The organism is Methylobacterium sp. Leaf100 (assembly GCF_001422845.1).
GTDB lineage: Bacteria > Pseudomonadota > Alphaproteobacteria > Rhizobiales > Beijerinckiaceae > Methylobacterium.
Genome location: NZ_LMMW01000001.1, coordinates 183,609 through 202,650 on the forward strand (window position 1 = coordinate 183,609; position 19,042 = coordinate 202,650).

20 protein-coding genes, 1 tRNA gene and 1 other RNA gene are annotated in these 19,042 nt (G+C 68.6%); 14 read left to right on the plus strand and 8 right to left on the minus strand.

All coding sequences use genetic code 11. The annotated features are described in order from the left end of the window. The first annotated feature begins 3 nt into the window (after nt 1-3). Entirely contained in the window at nt 4-705 is a 702-nt protein-coding gene (locus ASF25_RS00760; protein WP_056302686.1) for a glutamine amidotransferase, read from the plus strand. Nucleotides 706-708: 3 nt separating this feature from the next. Here the strand turns inward: ASF25_RS00760 and ASF25_RS00765 are convergent. After that, nucleotides 709-793 (minus strand) — tRNA-Leu (locus ASF25_RS00765). A gap of 146 nt (nt 794-939) precedes the next feature. Here ASF25_RS00765 and ASF25_RS00770 point away from each other — a divergent pair. Both ASF25_RS00770 and ASF25_RS00775 read left to right on the plus strand, forming a co-directional pair. After that, nucleotides 940-1,521, plus strand: coding sequence for a YqaA family protein (locus tag ASF25_RS00770; RefSeq protein ID WP_056171790.1), 582 nt, complete (start codon nt 940-942; stop codon nt 1,519-1,521). Nucleotide 1,522: 1 nt separating this feature from the next. After that, the gene (locus ASF25_RS00775) at nt 1,523-2,011 is read left to right on the plus strand and encodes a disulfide bond formation protein B (protein ID WP_056302689.1); all 489 of its coding nucleotides are present in this window, start codon (nt 1,523-1,525) and stop codon (nt 2,009-2,011) included. A 5-nt stretch (nt 2,012-2,016) separates the two neighbouring features. On the opposite strand, the gene ASF25_RS00780 is transcribed toward ASF25_RS00775, so the two are convergent. The 4 genes from ASF25_RS00780 to ASF25_RS00795 form a co-directional block, all read right to left on the minus strand. Next, a complete protein-coding gene (locus ASF25_RS00780) occupies nt 2,017-2,493 on the minus strand; it encodes a DUF1178 family protein (RefSeq protein WP_056302691.1) in 477 nt (158 codons plus the stop codon). A gap of 19 nt (nt 2,494-2,512) precedes the next feature. After that, the gene (locus ASF25_RS00785) at nt 2,513-3,361 is read right to left on the minus strand and encodes a carbon-nitrogen hydrolase family protein (protein WP_274533790.1); all 849 of its coding nucleotides are present in this window, start codon (nt 3,359-3,361) and stop codon (nt 2,513-2,515) included. After that, nucleotides 3,358-3,618 (minus strand): glutaredoxin 3, encoded by a 261-nt coding sequence (gene grxC, locus ASF25_RS00790; protein WP_056171797.1) that lies wholly within the window; start codon nt 3,616-3,618, stop codon nt 3,358-3,360. The genes ASF25_RS00785 and grxC overlap by 4 nt, the downstream gene beginning before the upstream one ends. An 89-nt stretch (nt 3,619-3,707) precedes the next feature. Further along, on the minus strand, nt 3,708-4,064 hold the full coding sequence (locus ASF25_RS00795) for a response regulator (protein WP_003603128.1): 357 nt from the start codon (nt 4,062-4,064) through the stop codon (nt 3,708-3,710). 219 nt (nt 4,065-4,283) lie between these two features. Here ASF25_RS00795 and ASF25_RS00800 point away from each other — a divergent pair, with 219 nt between their 5' ends. The 3 genes from ASF25_RS00800 to ASF25_RS00810 all read left to right on the plus strand — a co-directional run bounded on the left by ASF25_RS00800 (nt 4,284) and on the right by ASF25_RS00810 (nt 9,029). Next, nucleotides 4,284-5,192, plus strand: coding sequence for an N-formylglutamate amidohydrolase (locus ASF25_RS00800; RefSeq protein WP_056302693.1), 909 nt, complete (start codon nt 4,284-4,286; stop codon nt 5,190-5,192). A gap of 180 nt (nt 5,193-5,372) precedes the next feature. Next, nucleotides 5,373-7,538, plus strand: coding sequence for a methylmalonyl-CoA mutase (scpA, locus tag ASF25_RS00805; RefSeq protein ID WP_056172175.1), 2,166 nt, complete (start codon nt 5,373-5,375; stop codon nt 7,536-7,538). Between the two features lie 57 nt (nt 7,539-7,595). Beyond that, complete coding sequence (locus tag ASF25_RS00810; RefSeq protein ID WP_056302695.1) at nt 7,596-9,029, plus strand: mannose-1-phosphate guanylyltransferase/mannose-6-phosphate isomerase; 1,434 nt, start codon at nt 7,596-7,598, stop codon at nt 9,027-9,029. 1 nt (nt 9,030) lies between these two features. On the opposite strand, the gene ASF25_RS00815 is transcribed toward ASF25_RS00810, so the two are convergent. Then, on the minus strand, nt 9,031-10,566 hold the full coding sequence (locus ASF25_RS00815) for a YifB family Mg chelatase-like AAA ATPase (RefSeq protein WP_056171803.1): 1,536 nt from the start codon (nt 10,564-10,566) through the stop codon (nt 9,031-9,033). A 155-nt stretch (nt 10,567-10,721) separates the two neighbouring features. Between ASF25_RS00815 and ASF25_RS00820 the strand changes: the two genes are divergently transcribed. Then, on the plus strand, nt 10,722-10,985 hold the full coding sequence (locus ASF25_RS00820; protein WP_056171805.1) for a PepSY domain-containing protein: 264 nt from the start codon (nt 10,722-10,724) through the stop codon (nt 10,983-10,985). Nucleotides 10,986-11,015: 30 nt separating this feature from the next. Here ASF25_RS00820 and ASF25_RS00825 read toward each other — a convergent pair whose 3' ends face one another. After that, entirely contained in the window at nt 11,016-11,489 is a 474-nt protein-coding gene (locus ASF25_RS00825; protein WP_056302697.1) for a DUF5991 domain-containing protein, read from the minus strand. Between the two features lie 72 nt (nt 11,490-11,561). Between ASF25_RS00825 and ffs the strand changes: the two genes are divergently transcribed. The 3 genes from ffs (at nt 11,562) to ASF25_RS00835 (ending at nt 14,008) form a co-directional block, all read left to right on the plus strand. Then, nucleotides 11,562-11,658, plus strand: an RNA gene (ffs, locus tag ASF25_RS21650) — signal recognition particle sRNA small type. Nucleotides 11,659-11,725: 67 nt separating this feature from the next. Then, nucleotides 11,726-13,618 carry a DNA polymerase III subunit gamma/tau gene (locus ASF25_RS00830; RefSeq protein ID WP_056302699.1) on the plus strand — a complete coding sequence of 631 codons (1,893 nt, stop codon included), beginning with the start codon at nt 11,726-11,728 and terminating at the stop codon, nt 13,616-13,618. 69 nt (nt 13,619-13,687) lie between these two features. Then, a complete protein-coding gene (locus ASF25_RS00835; protein ID WP_056171811.1) occupies nt 13,688-14,008 on the plus strand; it encodes a YbaB/EbfC family nucleoid-associated protein in 321 nt (106 codons plus the stop codon). Between the two features lie 42 nt (nt 14,009-14,050). On the opposite strand, the gene ASF25_RS00840 is transcribed toward ASF25_RS00835, so the two are convergent. Then, complete coding sequence (locus tag ASF25_RS00840) at nt 14,051-15,670, minus strand: phosphoenolpyruvate carboxykinase (RefSeq protein ID WP_056302701.1); 1,620 nt, start codon at nt 15,668-15,670, stop codon at nt 14,051-14,053. Nucleotides 15,671-16,010: 340 nt separating this feature from the next. Here ASF25_RS00840 and recR point away from each other — a divergent pair, with 340 nt between their 5' ends. The 4 genes from recR to truA all read left to right on the plus strand — a co-directional run bounded on the left by recR (nt 16,011) and on the right by truA (nt 18,962). Then, nucleotides 16,011-16,616: a recombination mediator RecR gene (recR, locus tag ASF25_RS00845; RefSeq protein ID WP_056171814.1), complete on the plus strand. Its 606-nt coding sequence runs from the start codon at nt 16,011-16,013 to the stop codon at nt 16,614-16,616. A gap of 96 nt (nt 16,617-16,712) precedes the next feature. Then, nucleotides 16,713-17,228: a peptide deformylase gene (def, locus tag ASF25_RS00850; protein ID WP_056171816.1), complete on the plus strand. Its 516-nt coding sequence runs from the start codon at nt 16,713-16,715 to the stop codon at nt 17,226-17,228. Nucleotides 17,229-17,250: 22 nt separating this feature from the next. Beyond that, complete coding sequence (gene fmt / locus ASF25_RS00855) at nt 17,251-18,183, plus strand: methionyl-tRNA formyltransferase (RefSeq protein WP_056302703.1); 933 nt, start codon at nt 17,251-17,253, stop codon at nt 18,181-18,183. Beyond that, a complete protein-coding gene (gene truA, locus ASF25_RS00860) occupies nt 18,183-18,962 on the plus strand; it encodes a tRNA pseudouridine(38-40) synthase TruA (RefSeq protein ID WP_056302705.1) in 780 nt (259 codons plus the stop codon). The genes fmt and truA overlap by 1 nt, the downstream gene beginning before the upstream one ends. Nucleotides 18,963-19,042: the final 80 nt, after the last annotated feature.

Here is a 19,042-nt window from a genome sequence, read left to right on the forward strand (position 1 = left end):
GTCATGAAGATCGGCATCCTCGAGACCGGCGATCCGCCCGAGCGCTTGAGTGACCGCTACCCGTCCTACGGGCGGATGGTGGCCGATCTCGTCGGGCCCGGCCATGCCTATACGCACTATGCCGTCGCGCGTGGGACCCTTCCGGCGGACCCCTCGGAGCAGGACGCCTACCTCATCACCGGGTCCCCAGCGGGCGTCTACGAACCGCTGCCCTGGATCGCCGCCCTCATCGGGTTCCTGCGCACGGTGCCGCCCGAAACGCCGCTGGTGGGCATCTGCTTCGGTCATCAGGTCATGGCCGCCGCCTTCGGCGGGCGGGTGGCGAAATCGCCCAAGGGCTGGGGCATCGGCCTGCATACCTACCGGGTCCAGGCACGCGCACTCTGGATGGACGACGTCACCGAAATCGCCGTCCCGGCGATCCATCAGGATCAGGTTCTGGAGCCGCCGCCCGGCACCCTGACCCTCGCGGGCAGCAGCTTCACGCCGTACGGCATCCTCAATTACCGTGACCGGCGCGCAATCTCGTTCCAGGTCCACCCGGAATTCGCGTCCGACTACGCCCTGGCCCTCGTCGCCGGCCACAGCCCTGCGGTACCGCACGAGCCGGCGGTGCACGCAGCAGCCCTCGCCTCGCTGGCGCGAGCCAACGACGGACCACGCCTCGGCGGCTGGATCAGGCGATTTCTGGAGACCGGAGCGTGACGATGGTGCGGGCGGTCGGAATCGAACCGACACTCCTTGCGGAACCGGATTTTGAGTCCGGCGCGTCTACCAATTCCACCACGCCCGCGATGCACGCCTCATGGCACACCTTCGTGATTCGAGCCAGTGGCGATTTTCCACGGCCGCGTGCTCGCCACGCCCTTTGGCCTATGCTCAAAGGGCAGTGCTTTTCCACCCCATCCATCCGGATTCCGCCAAGCCCATGATCCGTCCATGATCCGCCGCCTGTACGAATGGATCCTCGCGCTCGCGGGCAAGCCGTCGGCGCCGTGGGCGCTGGGCGCGGTGTCGTTCGCCGAGAGCTCGTTCTTCCCGGTACCGCCCGACGTGATGATGGTGCCCATGGCGGTGAGCCGGCCCGACCGGGTGTGGTTCTACGCCCTCATCACCACCCTGACCTCGGTGGCCGGCGGCGTGCTCGGCTACGCCATCGGCGCCCTGCTGTTCGATTCCGTCGGCCAATGGGTGTTCCGGGTCTATGGCCTGTCCGAGAAGGCCGCGACGTTCCAGGCGTCCTACGCCGAGTACGGCCATTGGGTGATCCTGCTGAAGGGGCTGACCCCGATCCCATTCAAGCTCGTGACCATCACCTCGGGTTTCGCCCATTACGACCTGTTCTGGTTCGTGGTTCTGTCCCTCGTCACCCGGGGCGCGCGCTTCTTTCTTCTGGCGGGACTTCTCGGGCGCTACGGCGTTCAGATCCGCGGGGTGCTCGACCGGCACCTCAACGTCGTCGCAGCCATCGCGGTCGCGGTGATTATCCTCGGCTTCGTCCTGTTCAAGGTGCTTCTGTAAGATGAACTACGCGACCCTGCTGCGCCTGCGCCGGAGCGCCCTGATCCTCGTCGTCGGCGCGGTGGTGACCCTGGCGGCGGCGCTCTATTTCCAGTTCGTGCTTGGCTACGTGCCGTGCAAGCTCTGCCTCGAGGAGCGCATTCCGTACTATGCGGCGATCCCCCTCGGGATCCTCGCCCTCGTGCTTCCGGAACGCCTGAGCCGCGTTGCCCTGGGCCTGGCCGCCCTCGGGCTGCTCTACGGCGCCGGGTTGAGCGTCTATCACGTCGGCGCCGAGTGGGCGCTCTGGGCCGGTCCGACGGATTGCGGCGGGGGTACCGGGGCGGCACCCGCCACGGTCACGGATTTCCGCGCGACCCTCGAGACCACGCGGGTGGCCGATTGCTCCACCGCCGCCTGGCGGTTCCTGGGCGTCTCGCTCGCCGGCTGGAACGCCGTGGTGGCGTTCGTCCTCGCGTCCATTTCGGGCACGGCCGCCGCGAAGCGCTGATGGGGTCAGTGCCGGTCGTCGGGGGCGGGCGGTAGGGGCGCCACCTCGATACCCTCTTCGACGAGGGCTCGGGCTTCCTTGAGGCTGGCTTCGCCGTAGATCGGGCGGGTCGGGCTCTCGCCGTAATGCATCCGGCGCGCCTCCTCGGGAAACGCCGTGCCGACATCGTCGGCAGTGCTGGTGACGTGCTCGCGCACGGCTCGCATGAGCGCGCGAACGCGCTGTTCGGGCTCCGAGAACACGGGTGTCGGCGCAGGAGCGGGGACTGGCGTCACCTCGGGCACATCGGCAGCGGGACTGCGAGCCACCGCACGATCGGTGCGGGCGATGGCCGGGGCCATCATTCCCTTGGCCACCCGCGCGGATCCGCAGACCGGACACGCCACCAGCCCACGCGCGGCCTGGTCGTCGTAGGATTCGCTCGACGGAAACCAACTCTCGAAGGCGTGGCTGCCATCGCAGACGAGGGTGTACCGGATCATGGGCGGACTCGGGTCGGGATCAGGCGGAATGCCCGATCCGCTCCACGGTGAACGGCCGGGCGTGCAGGAGGGCCGGTATCCGCGCACGGGCGTCGGTGACGCGGGACAGGTCGATCTCCGCCAGGATCACCCCGGGCTCGTTTCCGCCGGCATCGGCCAGCACCTTGCCCCAGGGATCGACGATGAGCGAGTGGCCGTAGGTGTCCCGCCCGTCCTCGTGATGGCCGCCCTGCGCCGCCGAGATCATGAACGATCCCGTCTCGATGGCGCGGGCCCGGTGCAGCACGTGCCAATGGGCCTCGCCGGTCTGCTGGGTGAAACACGCCGGCGCCGTGAGGATCGTGGCGCCGGCCTCGGCCAGCGCCCGGAACAGGGCCGGGAAGCGGATGTCGTAGCAGATGGTGACGCCGATGGGTGCCCACGGCGTGTCGGCCACCACCGCACAGGCTCCTCCCGTATACGTGGCGGATTCGCGCCAGCGCTCGCCGTTGGGCAAATCGACGTCGTAGAGATGGACCTTGTCGTAGGACGCGGTGATCGCCCCCTGCCCATCGATGAGGAAGGCACGGTTGGCGATCTTGTCACCGTTGCGCACGGCGAGCGACCCGATCTGGACAACGAGGCCGCGCTCCCGCGCCACCTCGCGCAGGGCCGCCAGCGTCGGGTCTTCGTCCTGGCCGGTGACCTTCTCGAACAGGCTTGCCTTACTGCGCTCGACCAGGGAGGTCATCTCCGGGGTCTGCACGTAATCGGCACCTGCATCCGCCGCCTCGCGCACCAGGGCGACCGCCGCGTCGCGGTTGGCGAGGGGGTCGCGTCCCGAGCGCATCTGCACGCAGGCGGCGACGAAGCGGGATGCGTCCGTCACGAGGCGGACACCATCGGCTCGAGCTTGCCGGCGCCGTTGAGAGCGTAAAGATCGTCACAGCCGCCCACATGGCTCTCACCGACGAAGATCTGCGGCACGCTGGTGCGTCCCCCGGCCCGCTGAACCATGGCGGCGCGCGAGCCGGCCGTCTTCTCGACGTCGATCTCAGTGAAGACGATGCCCTTCTCTCGAAGCAGGCTCTTGGCCGCCGAGCAGTAAGGGCACCAGGCGGTGGTGTAGATCGTGACCGGCTTCATGTCTCAGGGCCCCAAGGCGTTCCACATCGCTTATAGGCGAGCCCGGAGACTCTTCCTACTGCGGCGTTCCGCGGGGCCTGAGGCGATTTTCAGGCCGCGAGCAGCTTCTCGACTTCGTTGACGAGGTCGCGCAGATGGAACGGCTTCGACAGCACCTTGGCGTCCTTCGGAGCCTTCGAATCCGGGTTGAGGGCCACAGCTGCGAAACCCGTGATGAACATCACCTTGATGTCGGGATCGAGCTCGGTGGCGCGGCGCGCCAGCTCGATGCCGTCCATCTCGGGCATCACGATATCCGTGAGGAGCAGCTCGAACGGCTCCTCGCGCAGCCGGTTGTAGGCCGAGAGGCCGTTGTCGAACGAGAGCACGTCGTAGCCGGCATTCTGCAACGCCTTGGCCAGGAACCGGCGCATGTCGTTGTCGTCTTCCGCGAGGAGGATCTTCATCGAACGTTGCCTTGTGCCCTTGAGTCGCTGTGTTCTTTCCACAAAGCACCAGCTTGGTAAACAGAACGTTGCCAACGGACGCCGGCCGCCCCCCGGGCTTGGTGTGCGACGGCACCGTGGCCTGCGGGCGACGGGCGCCGTGACGGTAGACACGGCCCGCACGGCCCCGCACAGTGGGGCCATGCGTTTTCCCGCCCGGACCGAGGCGCCCGCGCCGCGATGACAGAACCGCTCTCCCCTCCGGATTCTCCGGAACATCCCTGGTTCGACCCGCCCTTCCGCGTGGACGAGCCTGAGGCCCACACCCTCCCCTTCGTGTTCAATGCGCCCCATTCCGGGGCCGTGTATCCGCGCGCCTTCGTCGAGGCCTCACGCCTCGACGCCCTGACCCTGCGTCGGTCGGAGGACGCGCATGTCGACCGGCTGTTTGCGCCGGTGGTGGATCTCGGCGCGCCGCTCATGAGCGCGCACTTCCCCCGGGCCTACCTCGACGTGAACCGCGAGCCCTACGAACTCGACCCACGCATGTTCGACGGGCGATTGCCGGCGTTCGCCAACACACGCTCCATGCGGGTGGCCGGCGGCCTCGGCACCGTGCCGCGAGTGGTCGCCGACGGACAGGAAATCTATCGCGGACGCCTACCGGTGGAGGACGCGGTCACCCGGATCGAGACTCTCTACAAACCGTATCATCGCACCCTGCGCGGACTGATCCAGCGCACCGCCCGCGAGTTCGGCCACGCCATCCTCATCGATTGCCATTCGATGCCGTCCTCGAGCCTCGGCCGGGACGAGTCCGCACGGGCCGACTTCATCCTCGGCGACCGGTTCGGCACCGCCTGCGCGCCCGAGCTCATCGGGGCTTTCGAGGACCACCTTCGTGCCCGTGGATTCCGCACCCTGCGCAACAAGCCCTATGCGGGCGGCTTCATCACCGAACATTACGGCGAACCGAATCTCGGACGCCATGCCCTTCAGGTGGAGATCAACCGTGCCCTCTACATGAACGAAACGAGCCTCGCACTCGGGCCGGGCTTCTCGGAACTGGTATGGCACCTGCGGACCGTCGTCGCGGCGGTGGCAGCCGAAGTCGAGGACTGGGCGCCGCGCCGAATGGCGGCGGAGTGAAGCGAGCCATCGCCCTGCCGCCGGCAAATCTGCCCGATCCCGAGGCAAAATTATTTTAAGGCCAGACACGGCGCGCGAAATTTTCGTGACATCGAGCCAGCCGTTCGGTGGATAGCAGTAGCCCGGCTCGCGCGCTTACCTATAATGCCGGGCAACACGCCGCCGCACGAGCACGCATCCATGCCCTCCCGCATTCCCGATTTCACCGCCGTCGCCTACGCGGCCGATGCCATTGCCGCCCCGGTGCCGCCGATGGGCGAGCCCTGGATGACCCCCGAGGGCATTCCGGTGAAAGGCGTCTACGGACCCGAGGACCGCGAGGGCATCGAGTTCCTGAACACCTATCCGGGCGTGGCGCCGTTCCTGCGCGGGCCGTACCCGACCATGTACGTCACCCAGCCCTGGACGATCCGGCAGTACGCCGGATTCTCGACGGCGGAGGATTCGAACGCGTTCTACCGGCGCAACCTCGCCGCCGGGCAGAAGGGCCTGTCGGTGGCCTTCGATCTCGCGACCCACCGGGGCTACGATTCCGATCACCCGCGGGTGTCGGGCGATGTCGGCATGGCGGGCGTCGCCATCGACTCGATCTACGACATGCGGACACTGTTCTCCGGCATTCCCCTCGACGAGATGACCGTCTCGATGACCATGAACGGCGCCGTGCTGCCGATCCTGGCCCTCTACATCGTGGCGGCCGAGGAGCAGGGCGTGCCGCCGGAGAAGCTCGCGGGCACGATCCAGAACGACATCCTCAAGGAGTTCATGGTCCGCAACACCTACATCTACCCGCCGGCGGGTTCGATGCGGATCATCGGCGACATCTTCGCCTACACGTCGAAGAACATGCCGAAGTTCAATTCGATCTCGATTTCCGGCTACCACATGCAGGAAGCCGGGGCGACGAACGACCTCGAACTGGCCTACACGCTCGCCGACGGCGTCGAGTACATCAAGGCGGGCCTCGCCGCCGGCCTGACCATCGATCAATTCGCCCCGCGTCTGTCGTTCTTCTGGGCGATCTCGACGAACTTCTTCATGGAGATCGCCAAGATGCGGGCTGCGCGCCTGATCTGGGCCAAGCTCGTCAAGGAATTCGAGCCGAAGACCGACAAGTCCCTGCCGCTGCGCACCCATTCGCAGACGAGCGGCTGGTCGCTGACGGCGCAGGACGTGTTCAACAACGTCACCCGCACATGCATCGAGGCGATGGCGGCGACGCAGGGCGGCACCCAGTCCCTTCACACCAACGCGTTGGACGAGGCGCTGGCGCTGCCGACAGACTTCTCCGCCCGCATCGCCCGCAACACCCAGCTGTTCCTGCAGCAGGAGAGTGGCACGACGCGCGTGGTCGATCCGTGGGGCGGCTCCTACTACGTCGAGAAGCTGACTCAGGACATCGTCGCCCGCGCCTGGGAGCATCTTCGCGAGGTCGAGGAATTGGGTGGCATGGCGAAAGCCATCGAGGCCGGCATCCCGAAGCTGCGCATCGAGGAGGCGGCCGCCCGCGCCCAGGCCCGGATCGATTCCGGCCGGCAGACCATCGTGGGCGTCAACAAGTTCAAGCCGGACGACGACCGCGCCATCGAGCTCATGCGCGTCGACAACGGCAACGTCCGCATGCTGCAGATCGACAAGCTCAAGCGCCTGCGCGCCGAGCGCAGCCAAGCCGATGTCGATGCGGCCCTCGCAGCACTGACCGAGGCGGCGCAGGGCGAAGGCAACCTGTTGGCACTCGGCATCGAAGCGGCGCGGGCCAAGGCCACCGTGGGCGAGATTTCCGATGCCCTGGAGAAGGCCTGGGGTCGGCACCGAGCCGAGATCCGCTCGATTTCGGGCGTCTACAAGCGGGAGGTGGGTGGCATGTCGCCGGCAGTCGAGACGGTCCGTCATCTCGTGGAAGCGTTCGAGGAAAACGACGGGCGCCGTCCGCGCATCCTCGTCGCCAAGATGGGACAGGACGGCCACGACCGCGGCCAGAAGGTCATCGCCTCGGCCTTCGCCGATCTCGGCTTCGACGTCGATATCGGGCCGCTCTTCGCCACCCCGGACGAGGCCGCCCGGCAGGCAGTTGAGAACGACGTCCACATCGTGGGCGTCTCGTCGCTGGCCGCCGGCCACCTCACCCTGGTGCCGGAACTCAAGGCCGCGCTCACCGCGCAGGGGCGCGAGGACGTGATGATCGTCATCGGCGGCGTCATTCCCCCGGGCGATTACCCCGCCCTCCATGCAGCGGGCGCCTCGGCGATCTTCCCGCCTGGCACCGTCATCGCCGAGGCGGCGGTCAAGCTCATCCAGGAGTTGAACGGCCGCCTGGGCTACGCCGCGCGCCAAGCGGCGGAATGATCCACGCGGCCCGGTCCATGCTGGACCCTGGCCCTCCCCTCGCGTGAGTGATCGACCATGGCACAGGCACGTTCCGAACTGATCCACCCCGTGATCCTGTGCGGTGGGTCGGGTACGCGCCTGTGGCCGGCCTCGCGCGAGAGCATGCCGAAGCAGTTCACCCCCCTGGTGAACGCCGACAGCTCGACCTTCCAGGACACGGCGCGCCGTGTGCTCGATCCCGCCGTGTTCGGTCGCCCGACGATCATCAGCAACGCCGAGGCACGGTTCATCGTCGCCGAGCAGCTGCTCCAGGCCGGCGTGCGGGCCGACATCGTGCTGGAGCCCGAGCGCAGGGATTCGGCCGCAGCCGTGGCGGTCGCGGCCCTGCATGCGGCCCGCCGCGATCCGGAAGCCGTCGTTCTGATCCTGGCGGCCGATCACGTCATCGGCGATACGCCGGCCTTCGTCGCCGCCGCGCAGGCGGCCGCCATCGGTGCACGGGCCGGCCGGATCATGACCCTCGGCATAGAACCGACGGGGCCGGCCACCGCCTATGGCTACATCCGGCGCGGAGCGGGCCTCGATGGGGTGCCGGGCGCCTACGCCGTCGAGCGCTTCGTCGAGAAGCCGGATCGCGACGGGGCCGAGCGCCTCATCGGCGAGGGCGCCCTGTGGAACTCCGGCTACTTCCTGTTCCGCGCCGACGTGATGCTGGCCGAGCTCGAAGCGCGGGCGCCCGAGATCCTGTCGGCGACCCGGGCGGCCCTCGACGCCGCGCAGGTCGACCTCGACTTCCTGCGCCTCGACGGCTCCGCCTTCTCGCGGGCTCCGAAGACCTCCATCGACTACGCCGTGATGGAGCGGACCGAGCGGGCCGGCGTGCTCCCGGTCTCGTTCCCGTGGTCGGACGTCGGCACCTGGGACGCCGTGTGGGAAGTCCTGCCCCGCGACGCGTCGGGAAATGCCGTGCGCGGCCGGGTCGAGACCATCGACACCCACGGTAGCCTGATCCACAGCGAGGGCGAACTCCTCACCACCGTGGTCGGCCTCGACGATGTGGTGGTGGTGGCGACCCCGGACGCCGTGCTCGTGACCTCGAAGGCCCGCTCCGGCCAGGTCAAGGACCTCGTCGCCCAGCTTCGCGAGAAGGCCCATCCGGAAGCCGACGCCCATCGGCGGATGTACCGCCCCTGGGGCTGGTACCAGCGCATCGACATCGGCGAACGCTTCCAGGTGAAGCGCATCATGGTGACGCCGGGCGGCCGACTCTCCTTGCAGAAGCACTATCACCGGGCCGAGCACTGGGTGGTGGTGCGGGGCACCGCGGAAGTCACCGTCGACGACCGGGTGGTCCTCGTCCACGAGAACGAAGCGGTCTACCTGCCCATCGGCTCGATGCACCGCCTCACCAACCCGGGCAGGATCGCCCTCGAACTCATCGAGGTCCAGGTCGGCTCGTACACGGGCGAGGACGACATCATCCGGGTCGAGGACATCTACGGGCGCTGAGTCACGCCGCCACCGGCCGATCGGCGCGGCCGCGGTAGGACAGGGCTTCGGCGAGGTGGATGCGACGGACCTGGGCCTCGCCGTCGAGGTCGGCCAGCGTGCGTGCCACCCGCAGGGTGCGGTGGAAGCCGCGGGCCGAGAGGCGCATGGATTCGGCCGCGCTCCGGATCAGGGCGGCCCCTTCCGCATCGGGCGCCGCCACCGCTTCGATCACCGTGGCCGGGCAGGAGGCGTTGGTGACGCTGGGTCCGAGATCCCGAGCAGCATAACGTGCCGTCTGCAGGGCGCGGGCGGCGGCGACCCGGGCCGCCATCTCGGCCGAGCCTTCCGCCGGCGGCGGCAGGATGAGGTCGGCGGCGGTGACGGCGGCGACTTCGATGCGCAGATCGATGCGATCGAGGAGCGGACCCGAGATGCGGGCACCGTACTGCGCGACGCAGCGCTCGTTCGGACCCTTGCGGCAGGCGTAGCCCGGCTCCAGGGCTTGACCGCAGCGGCACGGGTTCATGGCCGCCACGAGCTGGAAGCGGGCCGGATAGGTCACCCTGTGGTTGGCGCGGGCGATCATGATCTCCCCCGTCTCCATGGGCTGGCGTAGGGAATCGAGCACCTGTGGGGTGAACTCGGGCAATTCGTCGAGGAACAGGACGCCGCCATGGGCGAGCGACGCCTCGCCCGGCCGGGCGTTGATCCCGCCGCCGACCAGAGCCGCCATCGAGGCGGAGTGATGCGGCTGCCGGAAGGGCCGACGGTTCGACAGCGCCCCATCCTTGAGGGCACCGGCGACGGACTGGATCATCGAGACTTCGAGGAGTTCGCGCGGGGAGAGTGGTGGCAGGATCGAGGGCAGGCGGGCGGCCAGCATCGACTTGCCGGCCCCGGGCGGGCCATTGAACACGAGATTGTGCGATCCGGCCGCCGCGATTTCCAGGGCACGCTTGGCACCCTCCTGGCCCTTGATGTCGCGCAGGTCCGGCAGTGGACCGCCCGACGCGGCGATGGCGGGTTCGGGGCGAGCCAACACCTGCGTGCCCTTGAAGTGGTTGGCGAGCTGGATGAGCGAGCGCGGCGCCAGTACGTCCATGTCGCCCGCCGCCCAAGCCGCCTCCGGCCCGGTGGCAGCCGGACAGATGAGGCCGAGGCCGCGGGCATTGGCCGCCATTGCGGCGGGCAGCACGCCGGAGACCGCCGTGATGGTGCCGTCGAGGGCCAGTTCGCCGAGCACGCAGTAGCCGGCCAGGGCATCGGCCGGCAGGGCGCCGATGGCGGCCATCACGGCGAGCGCGATGGGCAGATCGTAATGGGAGCCTTCCTTGGGCAGATCGGCCGGCGCGAGGTTGACGGTGATGCGCTTGGCCGGCAGCGCCAGCCCCGAGGCGATGAGGGCGGAGCGCACCCGCTCGCGGGATTCTCCCACGGCCTTGTCGGCAAGTCCCACCACCGTGAAGGCCACGAGGCCGGGCGCGATCTGGACCTGCACATCGACGGCCCGCGCCTCGATTCCCTCGAAGGCGACGGTGGCGACGCGGGTGACCATGGCTCTCAACCCTTTGGGACGGCTCGACGGATACAAGCGTAGGCGGCAGTTCGATCGGAAACAACCTTAGCGCACGCAGGACTTCGCAGGGACCGGGAACCGGATCATGCGGTGCATCGTTCGCACCCCACCTCGACCGTCTTTAAGGAGTTCACATGTCGTTCAAGACCACCGGCCTCGCCGCACTCGCCCTCGGCCTCGCCCTTACCGGTGCGGCCCGCGCGGACCGCGAGCCCACCGCCGCCGAGCTGACCCGGATCGACGCCGTGCTGAAGGAGGCGGGCTTCACCAAGTGGAAGAAGATCGAAGTCGAGAGCGACGAGATCGAGGTGGACGACGCCATCGACGCCAACGGCAAGCAGTTCGACCTCAAGCTCGACCCGAAGACCTTTGCGATCGTGAAGCGCAAGCCCGAGTAAGGCGAACGGCAGCGGTCGCTCCCGAGAGGATCAGCGCTGCCGTTCGAACGCGGTGCCCGCCGTGCCCTGGCGGACGCCGTCCGGACCCAGAGCTTGCCACTCCGTGAGAACCACCGGTCCGGTCCGGCGTAGGGCGAACAGCGTCTTTCCGATCTCGTAGAGCTTCGTGCCGTAGGCGTTCACGAGCCGCCCATCGCCGTAGGTGTGGAATCTCACCGCGACCGAGGTCGCGTCGCCATCGAGTTTGCAGACGATGGTCTCGTCGGTCTGAAACCCTTCGATCCTGAGAAGACAGTCGCGGTTTCCCCGGCCCGACGCGATGTCGAGGCGATACGTGACGACGATGGGAGAACCACCGGCCGTGCGGCCGCCATCGTGTACGAAGGCGTAGTGTCCGGCCCAGGGTTGAGCGGGGGCCTGCCCCGACACCGTGGTCCCCAGCGCAATGAAACTGGCCGATAGGATCAAGGCGGTGTGGAGCGCCCGCGCCCGAAATGAAGCCATGCCTCGCTCTCCCGTGTCACTGCTGCGGTCCGGCCGCTTGCATCCGCCGCCGGCCCCGGCCATATAGCGCACGGGAGGTTGGCGAGGGACGTTTCACTCGCCAACCGGGTCAGGTCCGGAAGGAAGCAGCCCTAACGAGACCGAGCGGGTCTTCGTCCAGCCTCCCACCTTTCGATCTATAGCCCGCGTGGCGGCATCCCTCCGACCAGGGCGGCGCCAACCCACGCGAAGGCGGCATGGACGCGACCTCCGGCACTCCGAGCGACGCCCCCGGCCTTCCGGGTTTTCCCGAGCCGCAAGCGTCCGCGACGCCCTATCGGGTGCTCGCCCGCAAGTATCGCCCCCAGAACTTTGACGACCTCATCGGACAGGGCGCCATGGTGCGGACCCTGGCCAACGCCTTCGCGGCCAACCGCATCCCCCAGGCGTGGATGCTGACGGGCGTGCGCGGCGTCGGCAAGACCACCACGGCCCGCATCCTGGCGCGGGGCCTGAACTACGTCCGCGACGGCCATCCCGACACCGGTCCCACCATCGCGATGCCCGAACTCGGGCGCCACTGCCAGGCGATCATGGAATCCCGGCACATGGACGTGCTGGAGATGGACGCCGCCTCGCACACGGGCATCGACGACGTGCGCGGGATCATCGACGGCATCCGCTATTCACCCGTCTCGGCCCGCTACAAGGTCTACATCGTCGACGAGGTCCACATGCTCTCCGAGAAGGCGTTCAACGCCTTCCTGAAGACCTTGGAGGAGCCACCACCTCACGCAAAGTTCGTGTTCGCCACCACCGAGATCCGCAAGGTCCCGGTGACGATCCTGTCGCGCTGCCAGCGCTTCGATCTCCGCCGTGTCGAGGCCGACACCCTGGTGTCGCATCTGGCCGGGATCTGCGCCGCCGAGCGTGTCGAGGCCGATGCCGAGGCACTGTCCGCGATCACGCGGGCGGCGGAGGGCTCGGTGCGGGACGCCCTCTCGCTCCTCGATCAGGCCATCGCGCACGGCGCCGGACACGTGAGTGCCCAGGGCGTACGGGACATGCTGGGTCTGGCCGACCGGGGCCGTATCGTCGACCTGTTCGAGGCGGTGATGCGCGGCGACATTCCGGCGAGCTTTTCCGAGGTGCGCGGCCAGTACGAGGCGGGCGCCGACCCCGCCGTGATCCTGTCGGATCTCGCGAGCTTCACCCACCTCGTCACCCGCCTGAAGCTGGTACCGGAGGAGGCCGCGGCCGATCCGACCCTGAGCGAGGCGGAGCGGTCGCGCGGCGGCGAATTCGCGGGCAAGCTCTCCGTCCGGGTGCTTTCGCGGGCGTGGCAGATCCTCCTCAAGGCGATTCCGGAAGTACAGACTGCGACGCGGCCGCTGGCCGCCGCCGAGATGGCCCTGGTGCGCCTCGCCTACGCGGCCGATCTGCCGACCCCCGACGAAGCCCTGCGCCAGTTCAAGGGCGAGGCCCTGGCGGCTCCGGCCCGGACACCGGCTGACACCCACGCCAGTTCCGCACCCGTCACGGCGCAGGGGCGCCCGGCCCTGCCGCCGATCCCGACCTTCTCGTCCGAGCCGCCGCCGCGCCCGGCCCTGTCCATGGCGGCCGGCGGCGGTGGCCGTCCGGCCCTATCGATGGTCGCGCCCTCACCCATGCCGAGCCAGGCGCCCGCACCGAGCCAAGCCCCCTCCCCCGAACCAGAAGGCCCACGGCTGACGCGCTTTGCAGACGTCGTCGCGCTGGCCGACACCAAGCGCGACATCGGCCTGAAGATGGCCCTCGAGCGCGAGGTCCATCTCGTGCGCTTCGAGGAGGGGCGCATCGAGTTCCGTCTCGCGGAGGGCGGGCGCCAGACCATCGCCAACGACCTCGCCAAGGCCCTCGACCTGTGGACGGGCCGGCGCTGGATCGTCGCCTTGTCGAAGGAGGCCGGCGAGCCGACCCTCGACGCCACGGCACGGGCCGCGACGGAAACCCGTCATCAGAGCGCCGCCGTCCATCCCCTCGTGCGTGCGGTGATGGCGGGCTTCCCCGGTGCCCAGATCGTCGACGTGCGCGACAAGACCCCTGAGATTGCGGTCGAGGCTCCGCCGACGGGCGAGGCCGAGACCGAAGACACGGACGGCGAGGCATAGCGCCGGCGCCGCTCCGTCCCCAGATCAGGCCGAACGCCTCACCCGATACAGCCGAAGGACATTACGAGCATGCGCGACCTCATGGGCATGATGAAGCAGGCGCAGGCCATGCAGGAGAAGATGGCCGCCCTGCAAGGTGAACTCGACACCGTCGAGGTATCGGGCGCCTCCGGCGGCGGCGCCGTACGGGTGACCATGACGGCCAAGGGACAGGTGAAGGGCGTGCAGCTCGATCCGACCCTGATGAACCCGGATGAGCGCGAGATCCTGGAGGATCTCATCGTCGCCGCCATGAACGACGCCCGGGGCAAGGCCGAGCAGGTCGCCGCCGAGCGCATGGGCGAGCTGACGAAGGGCCTGCCCCTGCCGCCCGGCCTGAAACTCTTTTAGGGGCTCGAAGGGGGCGACCCGCAGGTCGCCCCCTTCGAGAGATCAAGCTGCGATCGCCTGAGCGGACGGCTCGGCCGCCCGCACGTCGGCGTCGACGTGTTCGGCGAAGCGCTTGAAGTTCTCCTGGAACATGGCGACGAGGCGCGTTGCCGTTTCAGCGAAGGCCGCCTTGTTGGTCCAGGTTTCCACGGGTGACAGCACCTGCGCCTCGACGCCCGGCACCGAGACCGGCACCTGGAACCCGAAATACGGATCGCGTCGGAATTCCACCTGGGACAGGGATCCGTCCAGGGCCGCCGTGAGCAGGCGGCGCGTCACGCGGATCGGCATGCGTCGGCCCGTGCCGACACCACCCCCGGTCCACCCGGTGTTCACGAGCCAGCAGTCGACCGCGTGCTTCGCGATGAGGTCGCGCAGCAGATTGCCGTAGACGCTCGGGTGACGCGGCATGAACGGCGCCCCGAAGCAGGTCGAGAACGTCGCCTCCGGGGCCGTCAGGCCGCGTTCGGTGCCTGCCACCTTGGCGGTGTAGCCCGAGAGGAAGTGGTACATCGCCTCTGCCCCCGTGAGCCGTGCGATGGGCGGCATCACCCCGAACGCGTCGCAGGTGAGCATGACGATGTTCTTCGGGTGCGCGGCACGTCCCGTGGTGCTCGCATTGGCGATGAAGTCGAGGGGATAGGCGCAGCGGGTGTTCTCCGTGCGGGAGGCGTCGTCGAAATCGGGCACCCGGGTTTCGGGATCGATGACCACGTTCTCCATCACCGTGCCGAAGCGCTCGGTGGTGGCGTAGATCTCGGGTTCGGCGTTCCTGGAGAGGCGGATGGTCTTGGCGTAACAGCCGCCCTCGAAGTTGAAGATCCCATCAGGGCTCCAGCCGTGCTCGTCGTCGCCGAGCAGCATGCGCGAGGAGTCGTTGGAGAGGGTCGTCTTGCCCGTGCCCGACAGGCCGAAGAACAGGGCCGACTGGCCGGCCTCGTCGAGGGCCACGTTGGCCGAGCAGTGCATCGGCATCACCCCGACCTTGGGCAGCCGGTAATTGAGGTAGGTGAAGACCGACTTCTTCATCTCGCCGGCGTAGGCCGACCCGCCGATGAGCACGAGGCGTCGCGAGAAATCGATGGCGATGACCGTCTTCGAGCGGCAGCCGTGGCGATGCGGCTGAGCCTCGAAGCTCGGCAGATCGACGATCGTCAGTTCCGGCACGAAATCCGACAGGGTCTCGCGCTCGGGCCGGATCAGCAGGTTGCGGATGAACAGGGAGTGCCAGGCGAGCTCGGTGAACACCCGGGCCTTGACCCTGTGGCACGGGTCGGCGCCGCCATGGAGATCCTGGGCGAACAGTTCGCGACCCTCGGCATGGCTGAGGAAATCCTGATAAAGCGTCTCGAACTGCTCGGGCGTGATCGCGCCGTTGTTCTCCCACCAGACCTCGTTCTCGGTGGCCTCGTCCCGCACCACGAACTTGTCCTTCGGCGAGCGCCCCGTGTGGCTTCCCGTGGTCGCCACCAGGGCGCCGCCCTGCGCGAGTTCCGCCTCGTTGCGGCGCAGCGCCTCTTCGTAGAGCCGCGGAGCTTCGAGATTCCAATGCACGGCTTTCAGCTGGCGCAGGCCGATGGCCTCCGCGCCGTGGCCCGAATTGAAAAGTCCGATGTTAGTCATGCGCGTTCCTCCTCGGGCCCCTGATCGCTCCGCCGGGCCGGACTCGTGTGTGGGGCGTCCGCGCGGTCGTTCAGGTCCGCCGCGCGCAGGTTCGCCGCCCCACGAGTCACCGTTTGTGCTCGGTTCCTCAAATCTTGCCGACAAATCACGTTTGCGACAATGGAAAAAGAAATTTGAATTCTCCGTATCCCGCGCGGGCGTAGGCCTGCGGGGGAGAAACCGGAGCGGCGCGACCCTATGTGTGGAGGATTCCTGCTTTCGCCGGGTACGCCTCACCCGCTATCCCGCTTGAACCACGTGGTGGCCTCGGGCCATCCGCACGAGCCCAGACGGACCGTTCATGCCCCAAGCCGTCGCCGGCCCCGAGATCGAGCGCCTGATCCAGCTCCTCGCCCGCATGCCGGGCCTCGGCCCGCGCTCGGCCCGGCGCGCGGCGCTGCAGCTCATCAAGAAGCGGGAAACCCTGCTCGCTCCCTTGGCCGACGCCATGCGGGTCGCCTCGGAGCGCATCGTCGTGTGCAGCGCCTGCGGAAACGTCGATACCGCCGAGCCCTGCACCATCTGCCGCGACGAGAGCCGCGACCCCTCGACCCTCGTGGTGGTGGAGGACGTCTCAGACCTCTGGGCTCTGGAGCGCTCGGGCGCGGTGACGGCCCGTTACCACGTGCTCGGCGGCGTACTGTCGGCGCTCGACGGCGTGCGGCCGGAGCACCTCAACCTCGACAGCCTCGTGGCGCGCGCCGGCGACCCGGCCATGCGCGAGATCATCCTAGCGCTGAACGCCACGGTCGACGGTCAGACCACGGCGCATTACGTCACCGAATCGCTGAAGGTCCATGGACTGAAGATCACCCGCCTCGCCCACGGTGTGCCGGTGGGCGGCGAACTCGACTACCTCGACGAGGGCACGCTGACGGCCGCCATCCGCAGCCGCACACCCTTCTGACGGGCGGACGCACGGGTCATTTGACCGCTCATCGGCACGACCTTATCTGCTGGGGATCGCGGCGCCGCGATCCCCACAGCCGAACCCCATCACGCCATGACCATCCGTCCGCTCGTCATCCTGCCCGATCCGATCCTGCGCAAGGTCTCCGAGCCCGTCGGCCCCGTGACGGACGAGATCCGCACCCTGGTCGCCGATATGCTGGAGACGATGTACGACGCTCCGGGCGTCGGCCTCGCGGCGATCCAGATCGGGGTGGCGAAGCGCGTCGTCACCATCGACACGTCGAAGGACGAGGACGACCGCCGGCCGCAGGTCTTTCTCGATCCCGAGATCGTCTGGGGCTCGGAGGAGAAGCGGGTCTACGACGAGGGCTGCCTCTCGATCCCGGATTATTATGGCGAGGTCGAACGGCCGGACCGGGTCCGCGTGCGGTTCCGCGGCCTCGATGGCGCGACGCAGGAGATCGAGACCGACGGCTTGCTCGCCACCTGCATCCAGCACGAGATCGACCACCTCGACGGCGTGCTGTTCATCGACCACCTGTCGAAGCTGAAGCGCGACCGGGTGGTGAAGAAGTTCGCCAAGGCGGCCAAGCGCGACGCCGCGTGATCCCACGTTAGGAAAAAGCCCGATGCGCGTCGTGTTCATGGGCACGCCGGATTTCGCCGTGCCGACGCTGGCACGCCTTCATGCTGACGGCCACACCCTCGTCGCCGTCTACACGCGCGCGCCGGCCAAAGCCGGGCGCGGCATGGCCCTGAAGGCATCCCCGGTCCACGTGATGGCCGAAGCCCTCGGCGTGCCCGTGCTGACGCCCACGACCCTGAAGAATGCGGAAGCCGTCGAGACCTTTCGGGCGCACGCGGCCGATGTCGCCGTGGTGGTGGCCTACGGGATGCTGCTGCCCCAGGCGATCCTCGACCTGCCGCGCCACGGCTGCCTCAATCTCCACGGCTCCCTGCTGCCGCGCTGGCGCGGCGCCGCTCCGATCCAGCGCGCCGTGATGGCGGGCGACGCGATGAGCGGCGTCGGCGTGATGCGGATGGAAGCCGGCCTCGACACCGGCCCGGTCGGCCTGGAGGCGCGCCTACCGATCACGCACGGCATGAGCGCCGGTGCCCTGCACGACGCGCTCATGCCGCTCGGCGCCGACCTGATGGCCCGCGCCCTCGCCGAACTGGAGCACGGCGCCCTCGCGTTCACACCGCAGGCGACTGAGGGCGTCGTCTACGCCCACAAGATCACCAACGACGAGGCGCGCATCGACTGGACCCGCCCGGCCCCTGAGGTCGCCAACCACGTCAACGGACTGGCCCCCTTCCCAGGCGCCTTCTTCGAGGCCGATCTCGGCAAGGGCCCGGAGCGGGTGAAGGTGCTGGGCGCCCTCGCGACGGAGGCCAAGGGCGACCCCGGCACGATCCTCGACGAAGCCTGCACCCTTGCCTGCGGTACGGGCGCCGTCCGCCTCACGGCCCTGCGCCGCGCCGGCAAGGGCGGCGTCGCGACCGGGCCGGAGTTCATGCGGGGCGCCCGCTTGGTGCCCGGCTCGTCCCTCGGCGCCTGATGCCGCGCTACAAGCTCGTCATCGAGTACGACGGCACGCCGTTCTGCGGCTGGCAGCGCCAGACGGCGCAGCCCTCCGTGCAAGGCGCCATCGAGGCGGCGGTGAAACGCTTTTCCGGCGAGACCGCCGGCCTCACCTGCGCCGGCCGCACCGATACGGGGGTTCACGCCACGCATCAGGTAGCGCATCTCGACCTCACCAAGGCTTGGCGCACGGATGTGGTGCGCGACGCCCTGAACGCGCATCTGCGCCCGCATCCGGTCTCGATCCTGAGTGCCGAGCGCGTTGCCCCGGACTTCAACGCCCGCCATTCCGCGTTCCGCCGGCACTATCGCTACCGCATCCTCAACCGCCGCAGCCCGGCGGCCCTGACGCGCGGACAGGTCTGGCAGGTGCCGTGGCCCCTCGATGTCCCGCTGATGCAGGCCGCCGCGCGCCCGCTCCTGGGTTGCCACGACTTCACGGCCTTCCGGGCCGCCGAATGCCAGGCCAAGAGCCCGATCCGCACCCTGGAACAGCTCGACGTCGCGATGGTGAGCATGGGTCACTTCGACGAGATCGTGGTGGCGGCGTCGGCGCGCTCGTTCCTGCACCACCAGGTCCGGGGGCTCGTCGGCACCCTGGTGCTCGCAGGCTCCGGCAAGATCACGGCCGACGATGTCGCAGGGATCCTGGCGAGCCGGGACCGTAGTCGTTGCGGCCCTCTAGCCCCGTCGTGTGGCCTGACGCTGGTGGGGGTGGATTACCTAAATGAACCGCTGATTCAAATTAAAGTTTAATCTGAGGTTGAATTTATGCCCGGCTCTGCGTCCAAATGCGCAACCTCTCCGATCATCGTGAGGAGCTCGGGATTATCGCC

Coding starts and splice junctions, on each gene's coding strand:
- grxC (WP_056171797.1), bottom strand. CDS start 3,618: ATGAAGCCGGTCACGATCTACACCACCGCCTGGTGCCCTTACTGCTCG.
- ASF25_RS00780 (WP_056302691.1), bottom strand. CDS start 2,493: ATGATCCGGTACACCCTCGTCTGCGATGGCAGCCACGCCTTCGAGAGT.
- truA (WP_056302705.1), top strand. CDS start 18,183: ATGCCGCGCTACAAGCTCGTCATCGAGTACGACGGCACGCCGTTCTGC.
- ASF25_RS00770 (WP_056171790.1), top strand. CDS start 940: ATGATCCGCCGCCTGTACGAATGGATCCTCGCGCTCGCGGGCAAGCCG.
- ASF25_RS00830 (WP_056302699.1), top strand. CDS start 11,726: ATGGACGCGACCTCCGGCACTCCGAGCGACGCCCCCGGCCTTCCGGGT.
- ASF25_RS00810 (WP_056302695.1), top strand. CDS start 7,596: ATGGCACAGGCACGTTCCGAACTGATCCACCCCGTGATCCTGTGCGGT.
- ASF25_RS00840 (WP_056302701.1), bottom strand. CDS start 15,670: ATGACTAACATCGGACTTTTCAATTCGGGCCACGGCGCGGAGGCCATC.
- def (WP_056171816.1), top strand. CDS start 16,713: ATGACCATCCGTCCGCTCGTCATCCTGCCCGATCCGATCCTGCGCAAG.
- ASF25_RS00825 (WP_056302697.1), bottom strand. CDS start 11,489: ATGGCTTCATTTCGGGCGCGGGCGCTCCACACCGCCTTGATCCTATCG.
- ASF25_RS00835 (WP_056171811.1), top strand. CDS start 13,688: ATGCGCGACCTCATGGGCATGATGAAGCAGGCGCAGGCCATGCAGGAG.
- fmt (WP_056302703.1), top strand. CDS start 17,251: ATGCGCGTCGTGTTCATGGGCACGCCGGATTTCGCCGTGCCGACGCTG.
- recR (WP_056171814.1), top strand. CDS start 16,011: ATGCCCCAAGCCGTCGCCGGCCCCGAGATCGAGCGCCTGATCCAGCTC.
- ASF25_RS00795 (WP_003603128.1), bottom strand. CDS start 4,064: ATGAAGATCCTCCTCGCGGAAGACGACAACGACATGCGCCGGTTCCTG.
- ASF25_RS00775 (WP_056302689.1), top strand. CDS start 1,523: ATGAACTACGCGACCCTGCTGCGCCTGCGCCGGAGCGCCCTGATCCTC.
- ASF25_RS00800 (WP_056302693.1), top strand. CDS start 4,284: ATGACAGAACCGCTCTCCCCTCCGGATTCTCCGGAACATCCCTGGTTC.
- scpA (WP_056172175.1), top strand. CDS start 5,373: ATGCCCTCCCGCATTCCCGATTTCACCGCCGTCGCCTACGCGGCCGAT.
- ASF25_RS00815 (WP_056171803.1), bottom strand. CDS start 10,566: ATGGTCACCCGCGTCGCCACCGTCGCCTTCGAGGGAATCGAGGCGCGG.
- ASF25_RS00820 (WP_056171805.1), top strand. CDS start 10,722: ATGTCGTTCAAGACCACCGGCCTCGCCGCACTCGCCCTCGGCCTCGCC.
- ASF25_RS00760 (WP_056302686.1), top strand. CDS start 4: ATGAAGATCGGCATCCTCGAGACCGGCGATCCGCCCGAGCGCTTGAGT.